Origin of the sequence: Streptomyces fagopyri (assembly GCF_009498275.1) — a bacterium.
In the GTDB taxonomy this organism is placed as follows: domain Bacteria; phylum Actinomycetota; class Actinomycetes; order Streptomycetales; family Streptomycetaceae; genus Streptomyces; species Streptomyces fagopyri.
Genome location: NZ_CP045643.1, coordinates 2,001,398 through 2,019,161, shown reverse-complemented (window position 1 = coordinate 2,019,161; position 17,764 = coordinate 2,001,398). Strand labels below are relative to the sequence as shown.

16 protein-coding genes are annotated in these 17,764 nt (G+C 72.6%); 8 read left to right on the top strand and 8 right to left on the bottom strand.

Translation table 11 applies throughout. The features are described 5' to 3' along the window. Positions 1–31: 31 nt before the first annotated feature. Together GFH48_RS08620 and GFH48_RS08615 are read right to left on the bottom strand one after the other, a co-directional pair. Positions 32–1,723 carry a carbohydrate binding domain-containing protein gene (locus tag GFH48_RS08620; RefSeq protein WP_153287702.1) on the bottom strand — a complete coding sequence of 564 codons (1,692 nt, stop codon included), beginning with the start codon at positions 1,721–1,723 and terminating at the stop codon, positions 32–34. A 291-nt stretch (positions 1,724–2,014) separates the two neighbouring features. Next, positions 2,015–3,199: an ATP-grasp domain-containing protein gene (locus tag GFH48_RS08615; RefSeq protein WP_153287701.1), complete on the bottom strand. Its 1,185-nt coding sequence runs from the start codon at positions 3,197–3,199 to the stop codon at positions 2,015–2,017. Between the two features lie 289 nt (positions 3,200–3,488). On the opposite strand from GFH48_RS08615, the gene GFH48_RS08610 reads away from it, so the two are divergent. Continuing rightward, positions 3,489–4,397 carry a metallophosphoesterase family protein gene (locus GFH48_RS08610; RefSeq protein ID WP_153287700.1) on the top strand — a complete coding sequence of 303 codons (909 nt, stop codon included), beginning with the start codon at positions 3,489–3,491 and terminating at the stop codon, positions 4,395–4,397. Further along, entirely contained in the window at positions 4,345–5,229 is an 885-nt protein-coding gene (locus GFH48_RS39040; protein WP_228120453.1) for a 4'-phosphopantetheinyl transferase family protein, read from the top strand. Before GFH48_RS08610 ends, GFH48_RS39040 begins: the two co-directional genes overlap by 53 nt. A gap of 183 nt (positions 5,230–5,412) precedes the next feature. Here the strand turns inward: GFH48_RS39040 and GFH48_RS08595 are convergent, their stop codons facing one another. Then, positions 5,413–5,655, bottom strand: a complete 243-nt coding sequence (locus GFH48_RS08595) for a hypothetical protein (protein WP_153287699.1) — start codon at positions 5,653–5,655, stop codon at positions 5,413–5,415. Positions 5,656–5,872: 217 nt separating this feature from the next. On the opposite strand from GFH48_RS08595, the gene GFH48_RS08590 reads away from it, so the two are divergent. Further along, positions 5,873–6,916, top strand: a complete 1,044-nt coding sequence (locus GFH48_RS08590) for an alpha/beta fold hydrolase (RefSeq protein ID WP_153287698.1) — start codon at positions 5,873–5,875, stop codon at positions 6,914–6,916. Positions 6,917–7,390: 474 nt separating this feature from the next. Here the strand turns inward: GFH48_RS08590 and GFH48_RS08585 are convergent, their stop codons facing one another. Genes GFH48_RS08585 through GFH48_RS08570 form a run of 4 tightly spaced genes read right to left on the bottom strand, consistent with a single transcriptional unit; the run spans position 7,391 to position 11,302 of the window. After that, complete coding sequence (locus GFH48_RS08585; protein ID WP_153287697.1) at positions 7,391–8,851, bottom strand: NAD(P)/FAD-dependent oxidoreductase; 1,461 nt, start codon at positions 8,849–8,851, stop codon at positions 7,391–7,393. Continuing rightward, positions 8,835–10,061, bottom strand: a complete 1,227-nt coding sequence (locus GFH48_RS08580) for an MAB_1171c family putative transporter (protein ID WP_153287696.1) — start codon at positions 10,059–10,061, stop codon at positions 8,835–8,837. The genes GFH48_RS08585 and GFH48_RS08580 overlap by 17 nt, the downstream gene beginning before the upstream one ends. 15 nt (positions 10,062–10,076) lie before the next feature. Beyond that, a complete protein-coding gene (locus GFH48_RS08575; protein WP_153292791.1) occupies positions 10,077–10,607 on the bottom strand; it encodes a toxin-antitoxin system, toxin component in 531 nt (176 codons plus the stop codon). Positions 10,608–10,639: 32 nt separating this feature from the next. Further along, positions 10,640–11,302, bottom strand: coding sequence for a helix-turn-helix domain-containing protein (locus GFH48_RS08570; RefSeq protein ID WP_153287695.1), 663 nt, complete (start codon positions 11,300–11,302; stop codon positions 10,640–10,642). A 219-nt stretch (positions 11,303–11,521) separates the two neighbouring features. On the opposite strand from GFH48_RS08570, the gene GFH48_RS08565 reads away from it, so the two are divergent. Continuing rightward, the gene (locus GFH48_RS08565; RefSeq protein ID WP_153287694.1) at positions 11,522–12,178 is read left to right on the top strand and encodes an MmyB family transcriptional regulator; all 657 of its coding nucleotides are present in this window, start codon (positions 11,522–11,524) and stop codon (positions 12,176–12,178) included. Positions 12,179–12,227: 49 nt separating this feature from the next. On the opposite strand, the gene GFH48_RS08560 is transcribed toward GFH48_RS08565, so the two are convergent. Then, the gene (locus GFH48_RS08560) at positions 12,228–13,649 is read right to left on the bottom strand and encodes an aminopeptidase P family protein (protein WP_228120451.1); all 1,422 of its coding nucleotides are present in this window, start codon (positions 13,647–13,649) and stop codon (positions 12,228–12,230) included. Between the two features lie 81 nt (positions 13,650–13,730). On the opposite strand from GFH48_RS08560, the gene GFH48_RS08555 reads away from it, so the two are divergent. The 4 genes from GFH48_RS08555 (at position 13,731) to GFH48_RS08540 (ending at position 17,736) form a co-directional block, all read left to right on the top strand. Continuing rightward, entirely contained in the window at positions 13,731–14,882 is a 1,152-nt protein-coding gene (locus tag GFH48_RS08555) for an NAD(P)/FAD-dependent oxidoreductase (RefSeq protein ID WP_153287692.1), read from the top strand. Then, complete coding sequence (locus GFH48_RS08550; RefSeq protein ID WP_153287691.1) at positions 14,879–15,181, top strand: (2Fe-2S)-binding protein; 303 nt, start codon at positions 14,879–14,881, stop codon at positions 15,179–15,181. Before GFH48_RS08555 ends, GFH48_RS08550 begins: the two co-directional genes overlap by 4 nt. Further along, positions 15,168–16,661 carry an FAD/NAD(P)-dependent oxidoreductase gene (locus GFH48_RS08545; protein WP_153287690.1) on the top strand — a complete coding sequence of 498 codons (1,494 nt, stop codon included), beginning with the start codon at positions 15,168–15,170 and terminating at the stop codon, positions 16,659–16,661. Before GFH48_RS08550 ends, GFH48_RS08545 begins: the two co-directional genes overlap by 14 nt. A 178-nt stretch (positions 16,662–16,839) precedes the next feature. Next, positions 16,840–17,736, top strand: coding sequence for a dihydrodipicolinate synthase family protein (locus tag GFH48_RS08540; protein ID WP_153287689.1), 897 nt, complete (start codon positions 16,840–16,842; stop codon positions 17,734–17,736). The last annotated feature ends 28 nt before the right edge of the window (positions 17,737–17,764 follow it).

The following is a 17,764-nucleotide window of genomic DNA, read 5'->3' as shown; positions in this document are numbered from 1 at the left end:
GACGGCCGGGTACCCCCACACGGCGGAGGTGTCAGCCGGTGAACCCGGCGGTGATGGAGGTGAACTGCCAGGTGCTCTGGCTGATGCCGGAGCAGTTGCTCACCACGCCGCCTCCGGGGCAGGACCGGTCGCGGTTGACCGCCCAGTAGGCGAGCCGGGCGATGTGGTGCGAGTTCGCCCAGTCACGGATCGACGTCCAGATGGCCGGTGTCGTCGTCTCCTGCTGGTCCGACAGACCGTTCATGCCGGAGATGCCGATGTGGGAGTACGTGGTGGCGTCGTCCCAGCCGAAGGTCGACTTCAGCTTGGCCTTCAGCCCCTCGGTGGCGTTGACGGTGTTGCCGTACATGTCGGAGCCGCCGCCGAAGTCGAACGGCATGATGGTGAAGACGTCGATGTTGGCGTTCAGCGACTGCGCCTGTTCGATGAGCCGGTTGCCGTAGTACGTCGGACCGGTCGTCGAGGTGCCGAAGGTGACGATCGTCCGCAGACCGGGGTTGTTCGCCTTGACGGTCTTCAGCGCGGTCAGGATCTTCGCCTGGACGGCCTCGTTCTCGAACTCGTCCGTGTTCTCGATGTCCATGTCGATGGCCTTGAGGCCGTAGGCGTCGATCACCTTCTGCAGCGCGCCGGTGAGCGCGCTCGCCGAGGAGCAGTTGGCGCCGAGCTTGCTTCCCTGCCAGCCGCCGAACGAGGGCACGATGTCCCCGCCCGCGGAGCGGATCTGGTTGATGGCCGTCTGGTCGACGCCGCCGGTCAGCGGCCGGCTGCCGTCCCATGTCGGGTTGCAGCCACCGGAGTCGAGCACGAACGCCATGGTGAACCACTTGACGCCGGTCGCGCTCATCACCGTGGCCGGGTTCGGCGGGTCGCCCCAGCCCTCGAAGAGGTAGGGCGCGGCCTGCTTGAAGCCGGCGCCACCGCCCCCGCCCGCGCTCGTGGTCACGCTCACGGAGTTGGAGGCGGCGGAGGTGTTCCCGGCCGCGTCCCGTGCCTTCACCGTGAAGGTGTACGCCGTGCTCGGCGACAGCCCGCTGACCGTCGCGCTGGTGCCGGAGACGCTGAGCACCTGGTTGGAACCGCTGTAGACGTCGTACGCGCTGACGCCGACGTTGTCGCTCGACGCGCCCCACGACAGCGACACGCTCGAAGAGGTCTTGCTGGTCGATGTCAGGTTCGTCGGTGTGGTCGGCGCCTGGGTGTCGGAGCCGCCTCCGCCGCCGCCCGGACCGTCGAGGCTGATGTCGTCGGCGTAGTAGGTGCCCTGCGCGTACCAGCCGTGGACATAGATCTTGGCACTGGTCTGCGAGGCGCCCGTGGTGAAGGACACGGACAGTTGGCTGTACGCCGACGGGGACGTGGTCCAGGTCGAGGCACCGCCGTCCACACCGAGGTAGACATAGCTGCCGCGCACCCAGCCCGAGAGGCTGTACGTGGTGTTGGGCTGTACCGAGACGGTCTGGCTGCACTGGGCGTTGTCACTCGAACTCACCGCGCCCGCGAGGGCCTTGGAGCCTCCGTGCACGGGACTGGAGACGACCGAGTCGAGGTTCCCGGTGCAGGACCAGGGGGAGAGGCCGCCCGACTCGAAGCCGGGGTTGGAGAGGATGTTGGCCGCCTGGGCCGTGGTGGGGAGGGCGACCGCCCCGGCCAGGGCCAGGGCGGCGGTGCCGAGCAGAGCGAAGAAGCGACGTCTGGAACGTCCGAGGTCGGTGATGCGCACGCGATCTCCCTGAAGAAATGGGGGTGTTCGGGAGTGCTGAGAGGTGCGCAACCAAGTTGGTATGGACCAATCGCGCTGTCAAGACGCTGAGCGAGAACTGGTCCGGACCGATGGGCCGACCGGTGCCGCGGAGGGAGCGGGGAGACGGGACGAGGGGAGCCGGGGGGACTGGAGAAACGGGACGAGGAGAGCTGGGGGACTGGAGAAGAGGGGCGGCGCGGAGGGCGCAGGGGAGTGAGGGGAGCGTGAAGGGGTGGACCGGCGTGACAGGCGTGCCGGGTACGGCGGTCGTCAGGCGGGAGCGACGGCGGCGCTGCTCGCCCCCGCGGACGCGGCGGCCGACGCGGGTGCCGCGGCCGGTGCCGTGCTGACCTCCGCCGCCGGGGCCGGGACCGCCGGAAGCGTGGGCGTGAGGGCGGGCGCGGGAGCGTCGGTACGCTGCTGCGGCAGCGACACCGGGCGCACCGGGCGGGGCCCCGCCACCACGGTGTAGTCCGGTGCGAGCGCCGACGGCACCAGCTCGCCCGTCTCCTCACCGAGAGCCAACTGCACCGCTGCCCACGGGGCGTTGACACCGCACTGGGCCAACTGGTGCAGGCCGCCCGCCGGACGGGTGTTGACGTCCATCAGTACCGGCTCGTCGCCGAACATACGGAACTGGATGTTCGTCAGATAGTGCAGCCCGAACGCCTCCGCGATCAGCCGCGCCGGCTCGATCCACGAGGGGTGGAGCGTGAAGCCCCGGCGACGCCCGTTCTTGGTGCGCCCCACCGCCATGCGGACCCGGCCGTCCGGCCCGGTCAGACAGTCCACGGACACCTCGGGCTCCGCCAGGCGCGGCATGACCAGCCAGTCGACGGGCTCGTCGGCCTGCCGCATCGCCTCCACCACCAGGTCGAGCGGCACGTACGGGCTCGGGAAGCCGTTGAGGTGCATCATCGAGAAGGGGGTCCGCGTCAGGACGCGGAAGCCCACCCCGCCCGCGCCCGCCGCCGGCTTGAAGCAGGTTTGGTGACCGTCGGCCTCCAGCGCCTCGACCGCCGCCACCAGGTCCTCCGGGGTACGCACCCGCCACCACGGGGGCACCGGTACGCCCACGGCCTGTACCGCCTGGTACGCGGTCGCCTTGTCCTGGAAGACGGCCACGGCCTCGACGGACGGCGCCAGCAGCGCCGTACCGGCCGCGGCGAAATCCGCGCGGTGCGCCACGATCGCCTGCTGGTGCAGGACCGGCACGAACACGTCGACGGAGTGCCGCGCGCACTGGTCGAGCGCGTACTCGACATAGGCGGCGGGGGAGAGACCGTCCGGCTCCATGGCCGCGGTGTCCGCCGCCGCCAGCACGGGGGAGTCGGGATCACCGTGCGTGGCATGGATCTCGACCCCGCGGCGCTGCGGATTACTTCGCAGCTGGTCCATGAAGAACACGTTCTCCGCGTACGTGCGGTTGAGCCAGACGCGTACGCGAGAGGCCATGCAGGCCGCCTTTCAGGGTTCCCGGGCACGGCGGAGCAGGCCGTGCCCGGCCATGGGGGAGGGAGGAACACCGAGCCGCCGTACGCCAAGCAAGGTTCCTGGCGGCGGTGTTGGGGCGATCATAAGGGGAGCGGGACCGCAGTGGTGCTACGGGCCTGTTACGGATTTCCCGGGACGCGGCACCGAGCACCCCGGGCCGGAACCGGACCCCGCCGCGCGCGGTCCGTTCTTGTCCCGCGAGGGTGAATGTGTTCTTGTGTTTCCAGTCCTTTTCTCGGAGGTGGCGAGGGTGCGGTCGACGGCCGGCGGACACGGGAACCTGCTGGCCATCAGCGACCTGCACATCGGGTATCCGGAGAACCGCGCCCTGGTCGAGCGGATGCGCCCTTCGACGGACGACGACTGGCTCCTGGTGGCCGGTGACGTCTCGGAGACCGTGGCCGACATCCGCTGGGCCCTGGAAACACTCGCCGGACGCTTCCGCAAGGTCGTCTGGGTGCCGGGCAACCACGAGCTGTGGACCCATCCGAAGGACACCGTGACGCTGCGCGGTGTGGAGCGCTACGAGCATCTCGTGACCCTCTGCCGGGAGCTGGGCGTCACGACCCCCGAGGACCCCTACCCGGTCTGGGACGGGCCGGGCGGCCCCGTCGTCGTCGCACCGCTCTTCCTCCTCTACGACTACTCGTTCCTGCCGCCGGGCTGCGCGACCAAGGACGAGGGCATGGCGTACGCGGAGAAGACCGGGGTGATCTGCACCGACGAGTACACACTGCACCCCGACCCCTATCCGAGCCGCGAGGCATGGTGCCGGGCCCGGGTCGCCGGGACGGAGCGCCGGCTCGCCGAGCTGCCCGAGGACCTGCCCACGGTGCTGGTCAACCACTACCCGCTGGACCGCCATCCGACCGACGTCCTGCGCTATCCCGAGTTCGCGATGTGGTGCGGCACCGGGCTGACCGCCGACTGGCACCGCCGGTTCCGCGTCGAGGTCATGGTCTACGGTCATCTCCACATCCCGCGGACCACCCACCTCGAAGGAGTCCGCTTCGAAGAGGTCTCGGTGGGATACCCCCGTGAGTGGCGCCCCCGCCCGGGTCCGCCGGGAACACTGCGCCGCATACTGCCGATGGAGGTCGCAACCGGTGATCGAGGAGCTGCTCCCGGACTCGGTCGTGAGCGTGGAGGCGCTCGGTGACGACGCGGCCGAGGGAGTGCGGCTGTATCCCGAGGAAGAGGTGCTCGCGGCGTCGTTCGTACACAAACGGCGCAGTGAGTTCGCCGCCGTGCGCGGCTGTGCCCGGCAGGCCATGGAGAAACTCGGGGTGGCGCCGCGCGCCATCGCCCGCGGGGACAGCGGAGAGCCGGTCTGGCCGGCGGGGCTGATCGGCAGCATGACCCACTGTGAGGGCTACCGCGCCGCGTCCCTCGCCCGCTCCGGGGACCTGGCCTCCCTCGGCATCGACGCCGAACCGCACGAGGAGCTTCCCGAGGACGTCATCGTCTCGGTGGCGCTGCCCACGGAGAACGAACGCCTGCGCCGGCTGGCGGAGCGGGATCCGTCCGTGCACTGGGACCGGCTGCTCTTCAGCGCCAAGGAGTCGGTCTACAAGGCGTGGTTCCCCCTCATGGCGCAGTGGCTGGACTTCCTGGAGGCGGACATCGACCTCTTCGAGGACGGCGGCCCGGTGCCGCACGGCGCCGGAGCGGGGGCCTTCGCGCCCAGGAGGTCCACGGCGGGGCCCGCGACGAGAGTGCCCGCCGTGACCAGGGGGCCGGTGGCCAGAGGTCCGCTGACAGACGACTCCGTGTCCAGGGGCTCGGTGACCGGGGACTCCGCGACCGGGGGTTCCCTGGCGGGTCCCGTCACCGGCGGGTCCGCGCGCTCCGGCGGATTCCGGGCCGCGCTCCTGGTACCGGGACCGGTGGTCGGCGGGCGCCGGATCCAGTCCTTCGACGGACGGTGGACCGTCCGGCAGGGCCTGCTGGCCACGGCCGTCACCGTGCCCGGCGGGCACGGCGCGGCCTAGAAGCAGGGGCCGGCCTTCCGACGCCCGGGTCCCTTCGCGGCCGGGTTCCCCACGGCGGGCGCCCACGGCCGGGACCGCCCCGCAAGCTGGGACCGCACGCGCGGCCGGGACCGCCGGCCCCGTGGTCCCCCAGCGGGTCGCGACGCGGTGCCCGTGCCGGAACTCGGCGCGCGGCGCGGGGCCTCAGGGCAGCCGTCCGCCGGGCTCCGGGCACCAGCGGTGCAGCAGCCGGAAGAACTCCTCCTCGTTGCCCGCGAGTCCGGCAGCCGCCAGCGCCCGCTCCGCCTCCGCGAGCGCGGACGGCGCCACCACAGGCGGCCGGTGCGCCTCCGGCGTACCGTCGAAGGCGGCTCTCACGGTCTGGAGGAGACGCAGATAGGCCTGCACGGCGGCGCGTTCGTGGTCGGTCAGTACGGCGGTCTGCATCGGACGGCTCTCCCCGGGTCGGCTGGTCGTGAGCGGTGCGTGGCACTACGTGACCCCAGCTTGCCGTCCACCACTGACAATGCCGTTTCGATGTGCGGGGGTTCGCCCGCTTAGCGGAGGCGAAACCTCACGGAAATCCCGCGTGGGACAGGAGCCCTAGGCTGGGAGGAGGAGCCGGAGGCCGCCCGCTCGGCGGCCCGGAACAGGAGGTGAGCCCGTGGCCGACGTACCGCCTCGGCGTCCGAGGCGCAACCTGCGACTGCGTTCGGTGGGCGGCGCGGAACTGCGCCTGCAGCATCGCGTCGTGCACGGCTACCGGCGTGCGTACCGCGTGGCGGGCGAGGGCCCCGCGCTGGTCCTCATCCACGGCATCGGCGACTCCTCCGCGACCTGGGCCGACCTGATCCCGGACCTCGCCCGCACCCACACGGTGATCGCGCCCGACCTGCTGGGCCACGGGGCCTCCGACAAGCCGCGTGCCGACTACTCGGTGGCCGCGTACGCCAACGGGGTTCGCGACCTGCTGACCACGCTCGACATCGAGTCCGCCACCCTGGTCGGTCACTCGCTCGGCGGAGGCGTCGCGATGCAGTTCGCCTATCAGTTCCCCGACCGTACGGAACGGCTGATCCTGGTCAGCGCCGGTGGCGTCGGCGGCGAGGTCAACCCGGTGCTGCGGGCCGTCTCGCTGCCGGGCGCCGACCTCTTGCTGTCCACACTGCGGCTGCCCGGCATGAGAATCCAAGTGAGTCTGTTCTTACGCCTGATGAAGCTCCTCGACACCGACCTGGGCCAGGACGCGCCGGAACTGCTGAACCTCGTGGACGCCCTGCCCGACGCGACCTCCCGCAGCGCGTTCATCCGGACCCTGCGCGCCGTGGTCGACTGGCGCGGCCAGTCGGTCACCATGCTCGACCGCTGTTATCTGACCGAGGGAATGCCCACGATGCTGCTGTGGGGCGACCGGGACAGCGTGGTGCCGGTGCGGCACGCGTACGGGGCGCACCGGGCGATGCCCGGCAGTCGGCTGGAGATCTTCGAGGGTGCGGGCCACTTTCCGTTCCACAGTGACCCGGCGCGCTTCCTCGACCTCGTCGAGGAGTTCACCAGCACGACCAGTCCGGCCGACTGGAGCCGCGAGCACTGGCGGGAACTGCTGCGCGCCGGGCGCCCCGGTACGACGGTGGGGCAGCCGGACACCGCGCACAACCGGGCCGTGGAACGGGACCTGCGGGAGGCGAGCGAACGCAGCGCGACCTGACCGCCCGCCGCTGACGCCCGCCCCTGACGCCCGCCGCTCCGGGCCGGCGCACGCCGTCGCGGAGCGGCGCCTGCTTCCGGGCGCGTCAGCTTCGGACAGGGCCGCTCGCTCTCTTACCGGGCGACGCCACCACCCGTTCGGCCGAGTCCGGCCCCGTCGGATCGCAACCGGAACGGTCCCCTCGGATCCAAGCGTCCCGGCGCGCCCGTCCCGGCGCGCCCGTCCTGGCGTGGACCGTCCCGGCGCGGCCCGGCCGCAGCGGGACCGGACCGATCCCGCCCGGTCGGGACCAGCTGCCGGGTCCTGTCCGGGTGGGACCGGTCGTCGTGGTCGCGCCCGGACGGGATCGGCCGTCGTGGTCCCGTACCGGTGGGACCGGGGCGGGCCGCACGGATCGTGGTCCCGTACCGGCCGGGCCGGGTCCGGTCCCGCGGGGGCCACGACCGCGTCGGGCGCGCGGATCCGTCCGGCGGGTCAGCCCGCCGTCGGCGTCACCGCGGGCTCCGGCGCGCTGAACACCACGGCGCGTTCGTCGGCCGTGAGCGGCGGCTCGGTGAGCGGAGGACGCCGCGGACCGCGCAGCACCGCGAGGAGCATCTCGGGTCTCACGAGGGCGGTCAGCGGCGCGGAGAGGGTGATCACGGAGAGGAGGGCCCGCGCGACCGGCGGACTTCCGGCCGCGGTACGCGTCAGCCGTGCCATGTAACGGCCGAACAGTTTCCGCGCGACGCCGGGCTGCTCACCGATCGCCTCGGGGTAGCGGATGTCCGTTCCGGTGGCCAGTTCCCAGGCGACCGCCACCGGGAGGGCCACCGCACGCTGCGCCCGCCGCGCGAGCCCGGGTGCCGAGATCCCGTACTCGGCGACCTGCCCGCGCAGCGCCACCGCACCCTGGGCGGCCACCGACATGCCGTGTCCGTAGACGGGGTTGTACGTGGCGACGGAGTCGCCGAGCGCGACGAACCCCTCGGGCCAGTCCCGTACCTTCTCGAAATGGTGCCGCCGGTTGATCGTGCTGCGGGTCAGCACCACGTCCGTGAGCGGCCGCGCGTGCGCGATCAACTCGCCCACCACGGGGTGCCGGACGCCGCGGGCGAACAGCTCGAACTCCTCGGCGGAGGCGGTCGGCTGTCCGCCGCGGGTGCCGGAGAGCGTCACCAGCCAGCGTTCGCCCTCCAGGGGCACGACGATCGCGGACCGCGCGGGCTCGGGCCGCGCCGGGTCGGGCTGCACACTCACCACCGGGAAGTCGCCGGTGCCGGCCGGCGCCAGGAACACCCGGCTGGCGAAGGCGAGTCCGGAATCGATCTCCTCCATCGGCGCCTGCGGAACGCCCAGCGCGTCGAGCCACGCGGTGGACCGGGATCCCCGTCCCGAGGCATCCACCACCAGATCGGCCTCCAGGACGCGCTCGGTGCCGTCCGACGTCCGCACCCGCACTCCGCTCACGCGGGAGGCGTCACCCAGCAGTCCGAGCAGCTCCGTGCCGTCCAGGACCGTCACCCGCTCCGTGCGCGCGACCTGTTCACGCAGCACCGAGTCGAGCAGATCGCGGCTGCACGAGATCATGAACTCCGTCTCGGGCCAGCGCCGCAGCCAGCCCCGCGCCGACAGGGTGACCAGTCCGGTCGGCAGCGGTACCCGGCGGGCGCCCGCGGCCAGCCAGGCGGCGGTGACACCGGGGAGCAGTTCCTCCACGGCGCGGGCACCGCCGGACCACAGCGGGTGGGCGTGACGGGCCTGGGGCAGGCCCTTGCGCGGTTCGGGCCCGGCGGGCAGGACGTCACGCTCGACGACGATGACGTCGGCGTACGTGTGGAGGGCCGCGGCGGCCAGCAGGCCGGCCGCCCCGGCACCGATGACCACGGCCCGACCGGAGGCCGGGGTGTGGTCGTCCGTTGCCGCGGCCCGGGGGGCGCTAGCGGGATTGCTCATGGAAGTCGCTCTCTGACCTGGCCGCGGCGCGCCCTCGGGCGGCCGCGACGACGGGTGACTGACGCAGGGCCATCGACATCCGCACGAGGTCGCGCGGACCGTCGGTGTAGGCGTACGCGGACCCGCGCCCGGCGGGGGCGGTGGCCGCCTCCGCCGCGCTGATGACCCGGCCCTCCGGGTCGGCCGCCCTGGCCCGTACCGCCGCCGTCACCATCGCCGCGTCGGCCTCGGCCTGTGCCTGGACGGGCTCGGAGCCCGCCGCCACGGCCGCGTCGTAGGCGAGGGCGCGCGCCGCGGAGTCGAAGTAGGGGTACAGGCTGAGCATGCCGTCGTGGATGTCGGACTCCCGCTGGGTGACCTGGAGTTCGGCGGGGGACCACCAGGAGATCCGCACGGCGCGGTCGTCGTGGGCCGAGACCGACCTCAGTTCGTGCCACAGCGGCCCGAGCCGGCGGTACGTCGACCAGGTGCACCAGCTGTCCCCGATGCGGCGGCAGGCCAGCGGGAGCAGGAAGCCGACCGCGCTGACCTGCGCTCCGACCGAGGCCAGCACGGGTGCCACGTCGGTGCTCAGACCGTCCAGGTCGGTGCCGTTCCAGCGGGCGCCCACGGCGATGAACTTGAGTGCCGCGTAGGGGACGTTGAAGAGGAAGCCGAACGCGATCGTCCGCAGCCCGGCGCGCAGCAGGCCGCTCACCTCGCGGGCCCAGCGCCAGCACATGACGTTCATCGCGACGCCCGCGACGGTCAGCGAGGCGAGGTAGAGCACGATCATCTCGCGGATGAAAGGGGTGTTGGCGTAGTGGGTGTCGAAGTCCCGAAGCCGTTCCTCGTGGCAGTCCCCGAGCACGTACAGCACCACCAGCGCCGCGCTCACCACGCCGTAGCCGGCGATCCAGCGACGCGAGAGCCGGCGGGTCGCCTCGGCGGGGCCGCCGCGCCAGTTGATGATCAGCACCAGGCAGGAGGCGCTGAAGGCGGTCAGCAGGCAGTAGACCAGGGGCGCCGAGACGTTGGGGATCCCCGTGAGGTCGTTGACCTGGCCGATGGTCGGCGGTGCCGCGAAGAGGAAGACCAGGCAGGCCAGGGCCAGCAGGACGCCCACGGACCTCAGGAGCGGGTCGCGCCAGCCGCGGACCAGGGTGGGCGCCTTCGCGGCGAGGGCGACGCCCATGGCGACCGCCGGGACGTAGTAGCTGGATCCGTCCATTCCTGGAGAGTGCCCTCAGCCCTTCGGCCCACGACAGCCGAGGGACGTCTCGATCCGGCCGGCCAGACCGTCCCGGCTCACCGGTCCGCGCAGCGACGAACCAGCAAGCCACGTACGGCACTTGCTGGCGAGCAGCAGGCCGAAGCTCTCGGCCTCCTTCTCGTCGGCGAGGTCGAACCGGGTGCGTGCGGCGACCTTGAGGACGGTCGCCTGAAGGTCCGCGTCGTGGCTGAGCAGACGGGCGGCCACGGCCGCGCCCTCGACATGGTGGCCGCTGTGCCCGGCCGTCATGTGCCACAGTTCGTGGCCGAGGATCACCAACTGATGGTCAGGAGCGGTGCGTTCCTCGATGACGACCAGGTCCTGCTCGGCCATGTCGAGCCACAGCCCGCTGGCGGTACCGGGCGGGAACACGGCCGTACGGAACTGGACGGGGCGGCCGCGGCGTCTGCTCATGGCGTCGCACAGGGCGGCGTACAGGGTTGCGGGTTCAGCCGGCGCCGGGAGCGAGAGTTCAGCGACCAGCTCGCCGCACAGACGGCGCATGTCCTTTCCGATGCCCACGGTTCTCCCCCGGATCATGACTCGGGCCGCTTGACGCTTTCCAAGAGCATGTCCAGCCATTCGGCGACCTTGTCGCGGTGCTGGTCGGTGGGCAACTGCGCGGCCCGCCAGGCGATGCCGCGGACGCCGTGGTCCTGCAGCAGTCTCTCCAGGGGGTCCTCGGTGGCCGCGGCCGCGGCCACCTCGCGCTCGCGGTCGGCGAGCTGTTGCAGCAACTCCTGCTCGGAGCGCTGGAGGGCACCCACCAGCGCCTCGGAGTCCTCGGCCGTCAGGAATCCCGCGTGCACCCGGAAGAAGCGCTGGATGGCGTCGCAGTGCTCCATCGTGGGGCGCCGGTCGCCGTTGATGAGAGCGCCCGCCTGCTGGCGCGACATGCCCGCGCCGTCGGCGATCTCCTGCTGGGTGTATCTGCGCCCGTTGGGCTTGAGCCGGGTGCGGCGCAGCAGGTCGAGACGCTGCAGGAAGCGGGCCTGCAGATCGGGCTCGCCCGCGGGGCGGCCACCGAGAAGCGCCCGCACCACGGGTTCCGGGACGCCGGACTCCGCCGAGAGGCGCCGTATGTCGAAAACCTCGCTGTGCCGCACACCGAGCCGGTCGGCGAGCGCGGTGACCCGGGCCACGACGGCCGGCAGCAGAACCGTCGCCGTGGCGCCCGGAACTTCGAAGCCATCCGTCACCGACAGATCTCCTACGTCTCTCTCAGGTCTCTCACATGATGCTCAGGACCCCCGGAGACTAGTCGCTCGCTCGAACTCACATCCAGGTCTCGCCACAACTGTGGCGCGAATCAGCCGTCAACAAGCGCCAAATGCCACGATAGTTGACACGACTGAGCTTCGGGCAGCAGGATCGGGGCGCCGCGTGAAGGCCGCATAGGCAAGAGGGGTGACCTCCCGATGGCGTACCAGGCAGGAAGGCAGCGGTCCCAGCCGCGACCTGTCCCCGAGAGCCCCGAGGCTCAGGCGTATCTCCAGGACTACGCCGCACTCCTCGATGCCGTGTCGTTCCCCTCCGTCGTCTTCGACCACCGCTGGGACGTCGTCCTGTCCAACGCCGCGTTCGAGACACTTTTCGGCGGAGTCGGCCCGCATCCGACGGCGATGCCCGGCGACAACTTCCTCCGGTTCGTCCTGTTCCACCCGGACGCGGCCACCGTCCTCGGCGACCACGAGGCCAGCTGGTGCCTGCCGATGCTGGCGCACTTCGCCGCCGCCGTGGAGCGTGACGGGCAGGACCGGGGGTTGCAGTCGGTCCGCCGGGACATCGCCCAGGACCCGATCATGGAGGCGGCCTACCGGCACGGCCTGCCGCACTGGATCCGCGCGGTCGGGCAGGACGCCGTCCAGCACGACGGCGCGGTACGGCCGTTGATCCACCCCGACCCCCGCTGGGGGCGCACGCACTGCCGGATCGTCGACGAGACCCCCAAGAACCTCCAGGACATGGGCTACACGCGGATGACCCTGGTCCTGCGCGAGACGCGCCGCGGTACTCCGCCGCCACGCGGGATCACCCGGACGCGCCTCGGCGGCACCCACCTCAGGGTCGTCTGACGCCCGGTGCCGGGCCCTCGGTCGAGGGTCCGGCACCGGGCGGGTCCGGCTAGCCGGCGAACTCCCGCATCCAGGCCTCGACCTCGGCGGCCGAGCGCGGCAGCCCGCCCGACAGGTTCTCGTAGCCGTCGGCGGTGACCAGCAGGTCGTCCTCGATCCGGACCCCGATGCCGCGCCACTCCTCGGGCACGGTCAGGTCGTCCGCCTGGAAGTAGAGGCCCGGCTCCACGGTCAGCACCATGCCCGGCTCCAGCAACCCGTCGACGTAGTCCTCGTTGCGGGCCTGAGCGCAGTCGTGCACGTCGAGGCCGAGCATGTGACCGGTGCCCGCCATGGTGAAACGGCGCTGCAGGCCCAGCTCGTAGGCGCGCTCGGCCGGCCCCTCGACCAGGCCCCAGGCCACCAGCCGTTCGGTCATCGACCGCTGGGCCGCCTCATGGAAGTCGCGGTACCCGGCGCCCGGCTTCACCGCGGCCATCCCGGCCTCCTGGGCCTCGTACACCGCGTCGTAGACCTTCCGCTGGAGCGGGCTGAACGTGCCGCTGATCGGGAGGGTGCGGGTGACGTCGGCGGTGTACAGGGTGCGGGTCTCCACGCCCGCGTCGAGCAGGAGCAGTTCACCTGGACGGACCGGACCGTCGTTGTCCGTCCAGTGCATGATCGTGGCGTGCTCGCCCGCGGCGCAGATGGAGCCGTAGCCGACGTCGTTGCCCTCGACCCGGGCGCGGCGGAAGAAGGTGCCCTCGATCCAGCGCTCCGAAGTGGCCACCGCCTGGGACAACTCCCTGACGACGTCGGTGAACCCGCGCACCGTTGAGTCCACGGCCCGGCGCATCTCGCCGATCTCCCAGGCGTCCTTGACCAGCCGCAGACCGGACAGCGCCTCCTCCAGTCCCTCGTCCCGCTCGGTGGCCCGCTCGTCGGGCGTGCCGAGCGTTGCGTCCAGCGCGGGGTCGTGACCGCGTATCGCGCGGGTCGGCGCGGAGGTGTCCCGCAGAAGTCCGGGCAGCGCGCGGATGTCCCGGCAGGCGAGGCCGAGTTCGCGTTCCGACTCGGCGAGGGAGCTGCGGCGGCCCGTCCACAGCTCGGCGGTCATGCCGGTCCAGAACGTGTCGGTGTCCCGGCCGTCACGGGGGAGCCGGTAGCAGTACGCGTCGTGACCGCCCTCGGGCCGGGGTTCGAGGACCAGGGCGCAGTCCCGGGACCGGTCGCCCGTCAGATGGACGTAGCCGGTGTACGGGCGGAACGGGTAATGGCTGTCGTTCGAGCGGATCCTGAGGCTTCCGGAGGGGATGACGAGCCGCTCGCCGGGGAAGAGCGCGCTCAGAGCGGCACGGCGGCGCGCCGCGTACGGCGCCTGCTCGACCAGCTGTACGTCGCGCCGCTCGGTGTCCGCCCAGCCCGAGCGCATCAGGGCGGACAGTTCCTCGGAGATCTCTCGGTACAGACCGTTCTTCCGGGCCTTGGCCACGGTGGGCACCTCTTCTGTCGGTCGGTCCGGGCGGGACTCAGCACTGTTCCCACCCGTAGAAGCATGTGACATAGTACTGACGTGAGCAAGCGACTGACCTGCGATGTCGTGGTGGTCGGAGCCGGAATGGTGGGCTCGGCCTGCGCCCTTTACGCGGCTCGGGCGGGCCTCGACGTGACGCTCGTGGACCGCGGTCCCGTGGCCGGCGGCACCACCGGGGCCGGCGAGGGCAATCTGCTCGTCTCCGACAAGGAGCCCGGTCCCGAGCTCGACCTCGCGCTGCTGTCGGGGCGCCTGTGGTCCGGCCTCGGGGAAGAACTGGGCACGGTCGTCGAGTACGAGGCCAAGGGCGGCGTCGTGGTGGCCTCGACGCCCGACGGACTGACCGCGCTGGAGACGTTCGCGGCGGGGCAGCGGAAGGCCGGCGTCTCGGCCGTACCGGTCGCGGCGGACCGGCTCCACGACCTGGAACCGCACCTGGCGCCCGGCCTGGCGGGTGCCGTGCACTATCCGCAGGACACCCAAGTGATGCCGGCGCTGGCCGCCGCCCATCTGGCGCGCGCCTCGGGCGCCCGGCTGCTCACCGGCCGGACCGTGACCGAAGTGCTGCGCGCGGCGGACGGATCGGTCCGGGGCGCGCGGACCGACCGGGGGGACCTGCACGCGCCGGTGGTGGTGAACGCCGCGGGGACCTGGGGTTCCGCGGTGGCCGCGCTCGCGGGCGTACGGCTGCCCGTGCTGCCCCGGCGCGGCTTCGTGCTGGTGACGGAGCCGCTGCCGCTGCGGGTGCGGCACAAGGTGTACGCCGCGGACTACGTCGCCGACGTGGCCAGCGACTCGGCGGCGCTGCAGACCTCGCCGGTCGTGGAGGGGACGGCGGCGGGCCCGGTGCTGATCGGCGCGAGCCGCGAACGGGTGGGCTTCGACCGCTCCTTCTCGCTGCCGGCCGTACGGGCGCTGGCGGCGGGGGCGATCCGGCTCTTCCCGTTCCTGGCGGACGTCCGCGCCCTGCGCGCGTACCTGGGATTCCGCCCGTACATGCCCGACCACCTGCCGGCGATCGGCCCCGATCCGCGGGTGCCAGGACTTTTTCACGCCTGCGGGCACGAGGGAGCGGGAATCGGTCTCGCCGCCGGCACCGGACATCTGATCGCCCAGGTGCTCGCCGGCGTGACGCCCGACCTGGACCTCACGCCGTTCCGCCCCGACCGCTTCCCGCCGGAGGCCGTGTGAACCCCCTGGAGCCGGCGGGCGCCGAGCCCGGGCCCGCTTTCACCGTCACCCTGGACGGGCGCGCGATCACCGCGCTGCCGGGGCAGACCGTCGCCGCCGCACTGTGGACGGCGGGGGTCATCTCGTGGCGCACCACCCGGGGTTCGGGGCGGCCGCGCGGAGTCCTGTGCGGCATCGGCGTCTGCTTCGAGTGCCTGGTGACCGTCAACGACCGCCCCAACCAACGGGCCTGCCTGGTGCCGGTGCGACCGGGCGACGCCATCCGCACGCAGGAGGGGACCGGACATGACGGCTGCTGAGCGGGCACGTCTCGCGGTGATCGGCGCGGGTCCGGCGGGCCTGGCCGCCGCCCTGGCCGCGGCGGGACGCGGGGTCCGGGTCACCCTGATCGACTCGGCCCCCCGGGCGGGCGGACAGTTCTACCGGCAGTCCGCGGCCGGGCTGCGGGCGCGGCGCCCGCGGGTCCCGCACCATGGGTGGCGGACCTGGGAACGGCTGTCGCGAGCGCTCGCCGACCAGGTGGAGGCGGGCACGATCACACATCTGACGGACCATCATGTATGGCTCGTGGAGCGCCAAGAGCGCCAAGAGCGCCAAGAGCGCCAAGAGCGCGTGGAGCGCGTGGAGGTTTTCGAAGGCTCCGGGGCGGCGGCGCACCCGTCCACGAGCGCCGGCGGGTTCGTCGTGCACGCGCTCACAGGTCCTTTCCAGGAGGAACCCGGCACCGTTCGCGCCGACGCGGTGCTCCTGGCCACCGGCGGCTACGAGAAGGTGCTGCCCTTCCCGGGCTGGACCCTTCCCGGCGTCATCGCCGCGGGGGGTGCGCAGGCCATGCTCAAGGGGTCGCTCGTCGTGCCGGGCCGCACCGCTGTCGTGGCCGGCACCGGCCCGCTGCTGCTGCCCGTGGCGACCGGGCTCGCCGCGGCCGGGGTCGAGGTCGCCGCGCTCGTCGAGTCGGCCGACCCGCGCGCGTTCCTGCGCCATGCCGGGGCGCTGGCCGCACAGCCGGGCAAGGTCGCCGAGGGCGCCGGGTACGCGGCGCGGCTCCTGCGGCACCGCATCCGCCTGCGCACGCGGCACACCGTCGTCGAGGCGCACGGCGAGGACCGGCTCGTCGCCGTGACCGTCGCCGCGCTCGACCCCGACGGGCGCGTCAGGCCCGGCTCCGAGCGGCGCATCCCGTGCGACACGCTCGCGGTCGGACACGGCATGCTGCCGCACACAGACCTGGCCGACTCGCTCGGCTGCCGCGTCGAGGGCCTGCGAGTCCCCGTCGACGAGGAGCAGCGGACCGACGTGCCGGGCGTGTGGGCCGCCGGCGAGACCACCGGCGTCGGCGGTGCGGCTCTGTCGCTGGCCGAGGGCCACATCGCGGGACACTCGATCGCCGCGCGTCTGCACGGCACGGAGCCCGACCCGCGCGAGTGGTCCGCGGCCACCGGATCCCGTACGCGGCTGCGGGCGTTCTCCGCCGCGCTCGACACCGTCTACGCGCCACCCGCCCGCTGGACGGAGCGGGTCACCGACGACACGGTCGTCTGCCGCTGCGAGGAGGTCACCGCGGGGTCGGTCCGGGCGGCCGTCGACGAGCTGGGCGCGGGCGACGTACGCACCGTGAAGCTGCTCACCCGCGCGGGGATGGGCTGGTGCCAGGGCCGGATGTGCGAGCCCGCGGTCGCCGGACTCGCCGGTTGCGAACAGGTCCCCGTGCGAAGGCTGTTGGCGCGCCCCGTCCCCCTCGGGGTGCTCGCCGGGACGGAGGCGACGACGGACGGCTGAGCGCCACCCCGGCCGCGCTCCGCGGCACCGTCCCGCAGCACCTCACGCCGCCGCACGGCAGCCGACAGTCAGCCTCAGCAGTCAAATCAGCAGTCGAGTCAGCAGTCAGGCTCAGCAGTGAGCCGTCAGCCGTCAGCCATTCAGTAAAATGTCACACCCCATTGAGAGGGAACCGCTGATGACCATCACCGAGAACCGTCCCTGGCACGGCGTCCTCGTCGCCACCGCGCTCCCGCTGAACGACGACCTGTCCGTCAACCACGACCGGTACGCCGCGCACTGCGCCTGGCTCGTCGAGAACGGCTGCGACGGAGTCGTCCCCAACGGCTCGCTCGGCGAGTACCAGGTGCTCACGCCGGAGGAGCGCGCGCGGGTCGTCGAGACGGCCGTGTCGGCGGTCGGCGGTTCCCGGGTGATGCCCGGCGTCGCCGCCTACGGCTCCGCGGAGGCCCGCCGCTGGGCCGAACAGGCCCGGGACGCGGGCTGCGAATCCGTGATGCTGCTGCCGCCCAACGCCTACCGCGCCGACGAGCGTTCCGTCCTCGCCCACTACGCGGCGGTCGCCGAGGCCGGCCTTCCGGTCGTCGCGTACAACAACCCGATCGACACCAAGGTCGACCTGGTGCCCGAACTCCTCGCGAAGTTGCACGCGGAAGGGTTCGTCCACGCCGTCAAGGAGTTCTCCGGCGATGTCCGGCGCGCTTACCGGATCGCCGAACTCGCCCCGGAACTCGACCTGCTGGTCGGTGCGGACGACGTCCTCCTGGAACTCGCCGTGGCGGGCGCCAAGGGCTGGGTGGCCGGGTACCCGAACGCGCTGCCCGCCGCCGGCGTCGAGCTCTACCGCGCCGCCGTCGCGGGTGACCTCGACTCGGCCGGCCGGCTCTACCGGCAGCTGCACCCGCTGCTGCGCTGGGACTCCCGGGTCGAGTTCGTGCAGGCCATCAAGCTGTCCATGGACATCGTCGGCCGGCCCGGCGGCCCGGTGCGGCCGCCGCGTGTTCCGCTGCTGCCGGAGCAGGAGGCCGCCGTGCGCGCGGCCACCGAGAAGGCCGTCGCGGCCGGCCTCGCCTGAACCGCCCTCACCCGACCGCCCTCGATCA

Excerpts from the sequence above, each read along its gene's own strand:
- GFH48_RS08545 (WP_153287690.1), top strand. The coding sequence starts at position 15,168 with ATGACGGCTGCTGAGCGGGCACGTCTCGCGGTGATCGGCGCGGGTCCG.
- GFH48_RS08595 (WP_153287699.1), bottom strand. The coding sequence starts at position 5,655 with ATGCAGACCGCCGTACTGACCGACCACGAACGCGCCGCCGTGCAGGCC.
- GFH48_RS08585 (WP_153287697.1), bottom strand. The coding sequence starts at position 8,851 with ATGAGCAATCCCGCTAGCGCCCCCCGGGCCGCGGCAACGGACGACCAC.
- GFH48_RS08615 (WP_153287701.1), bottom strand. The coding sequence starts at position 3,199 with ATGGCCTCTCGCGTACGCGTCTGGCTCAACCGCACGTACGCGGAGAAC.
- GFH48_RS08540 (WP_153287689.1), top strand. The coding sequence starts at position 16,840 with ATGACCATCACCGAGAACCGTCCCTGGCACGGCGTCCTCGTCGCCACC.
- GFH48_RS08565 (WP_153287694.1), top strand. The coding sequence starts at position 11,522 with ATGGCGTACCAGGCAGGAAGGCAGCGGTCCCAGCCGCGACCTGTCCCC.
- GFH48_RS08580 (WP_153287696.1), bottom strand. The coding sequence starts at position 10,061 with ATGGACGGATCCAGCTACTACGTCCCGGCGGTCGCCATGGGCGTCGCC.
- GFH48_RS08575 (WP_153292791.1), bottom strand. The coding sequence starts at position 10,607 with ATGCGCCGTCTGTGCGGCGAGCTGGTCGCTGAACTCTCGCTCCCGGCG.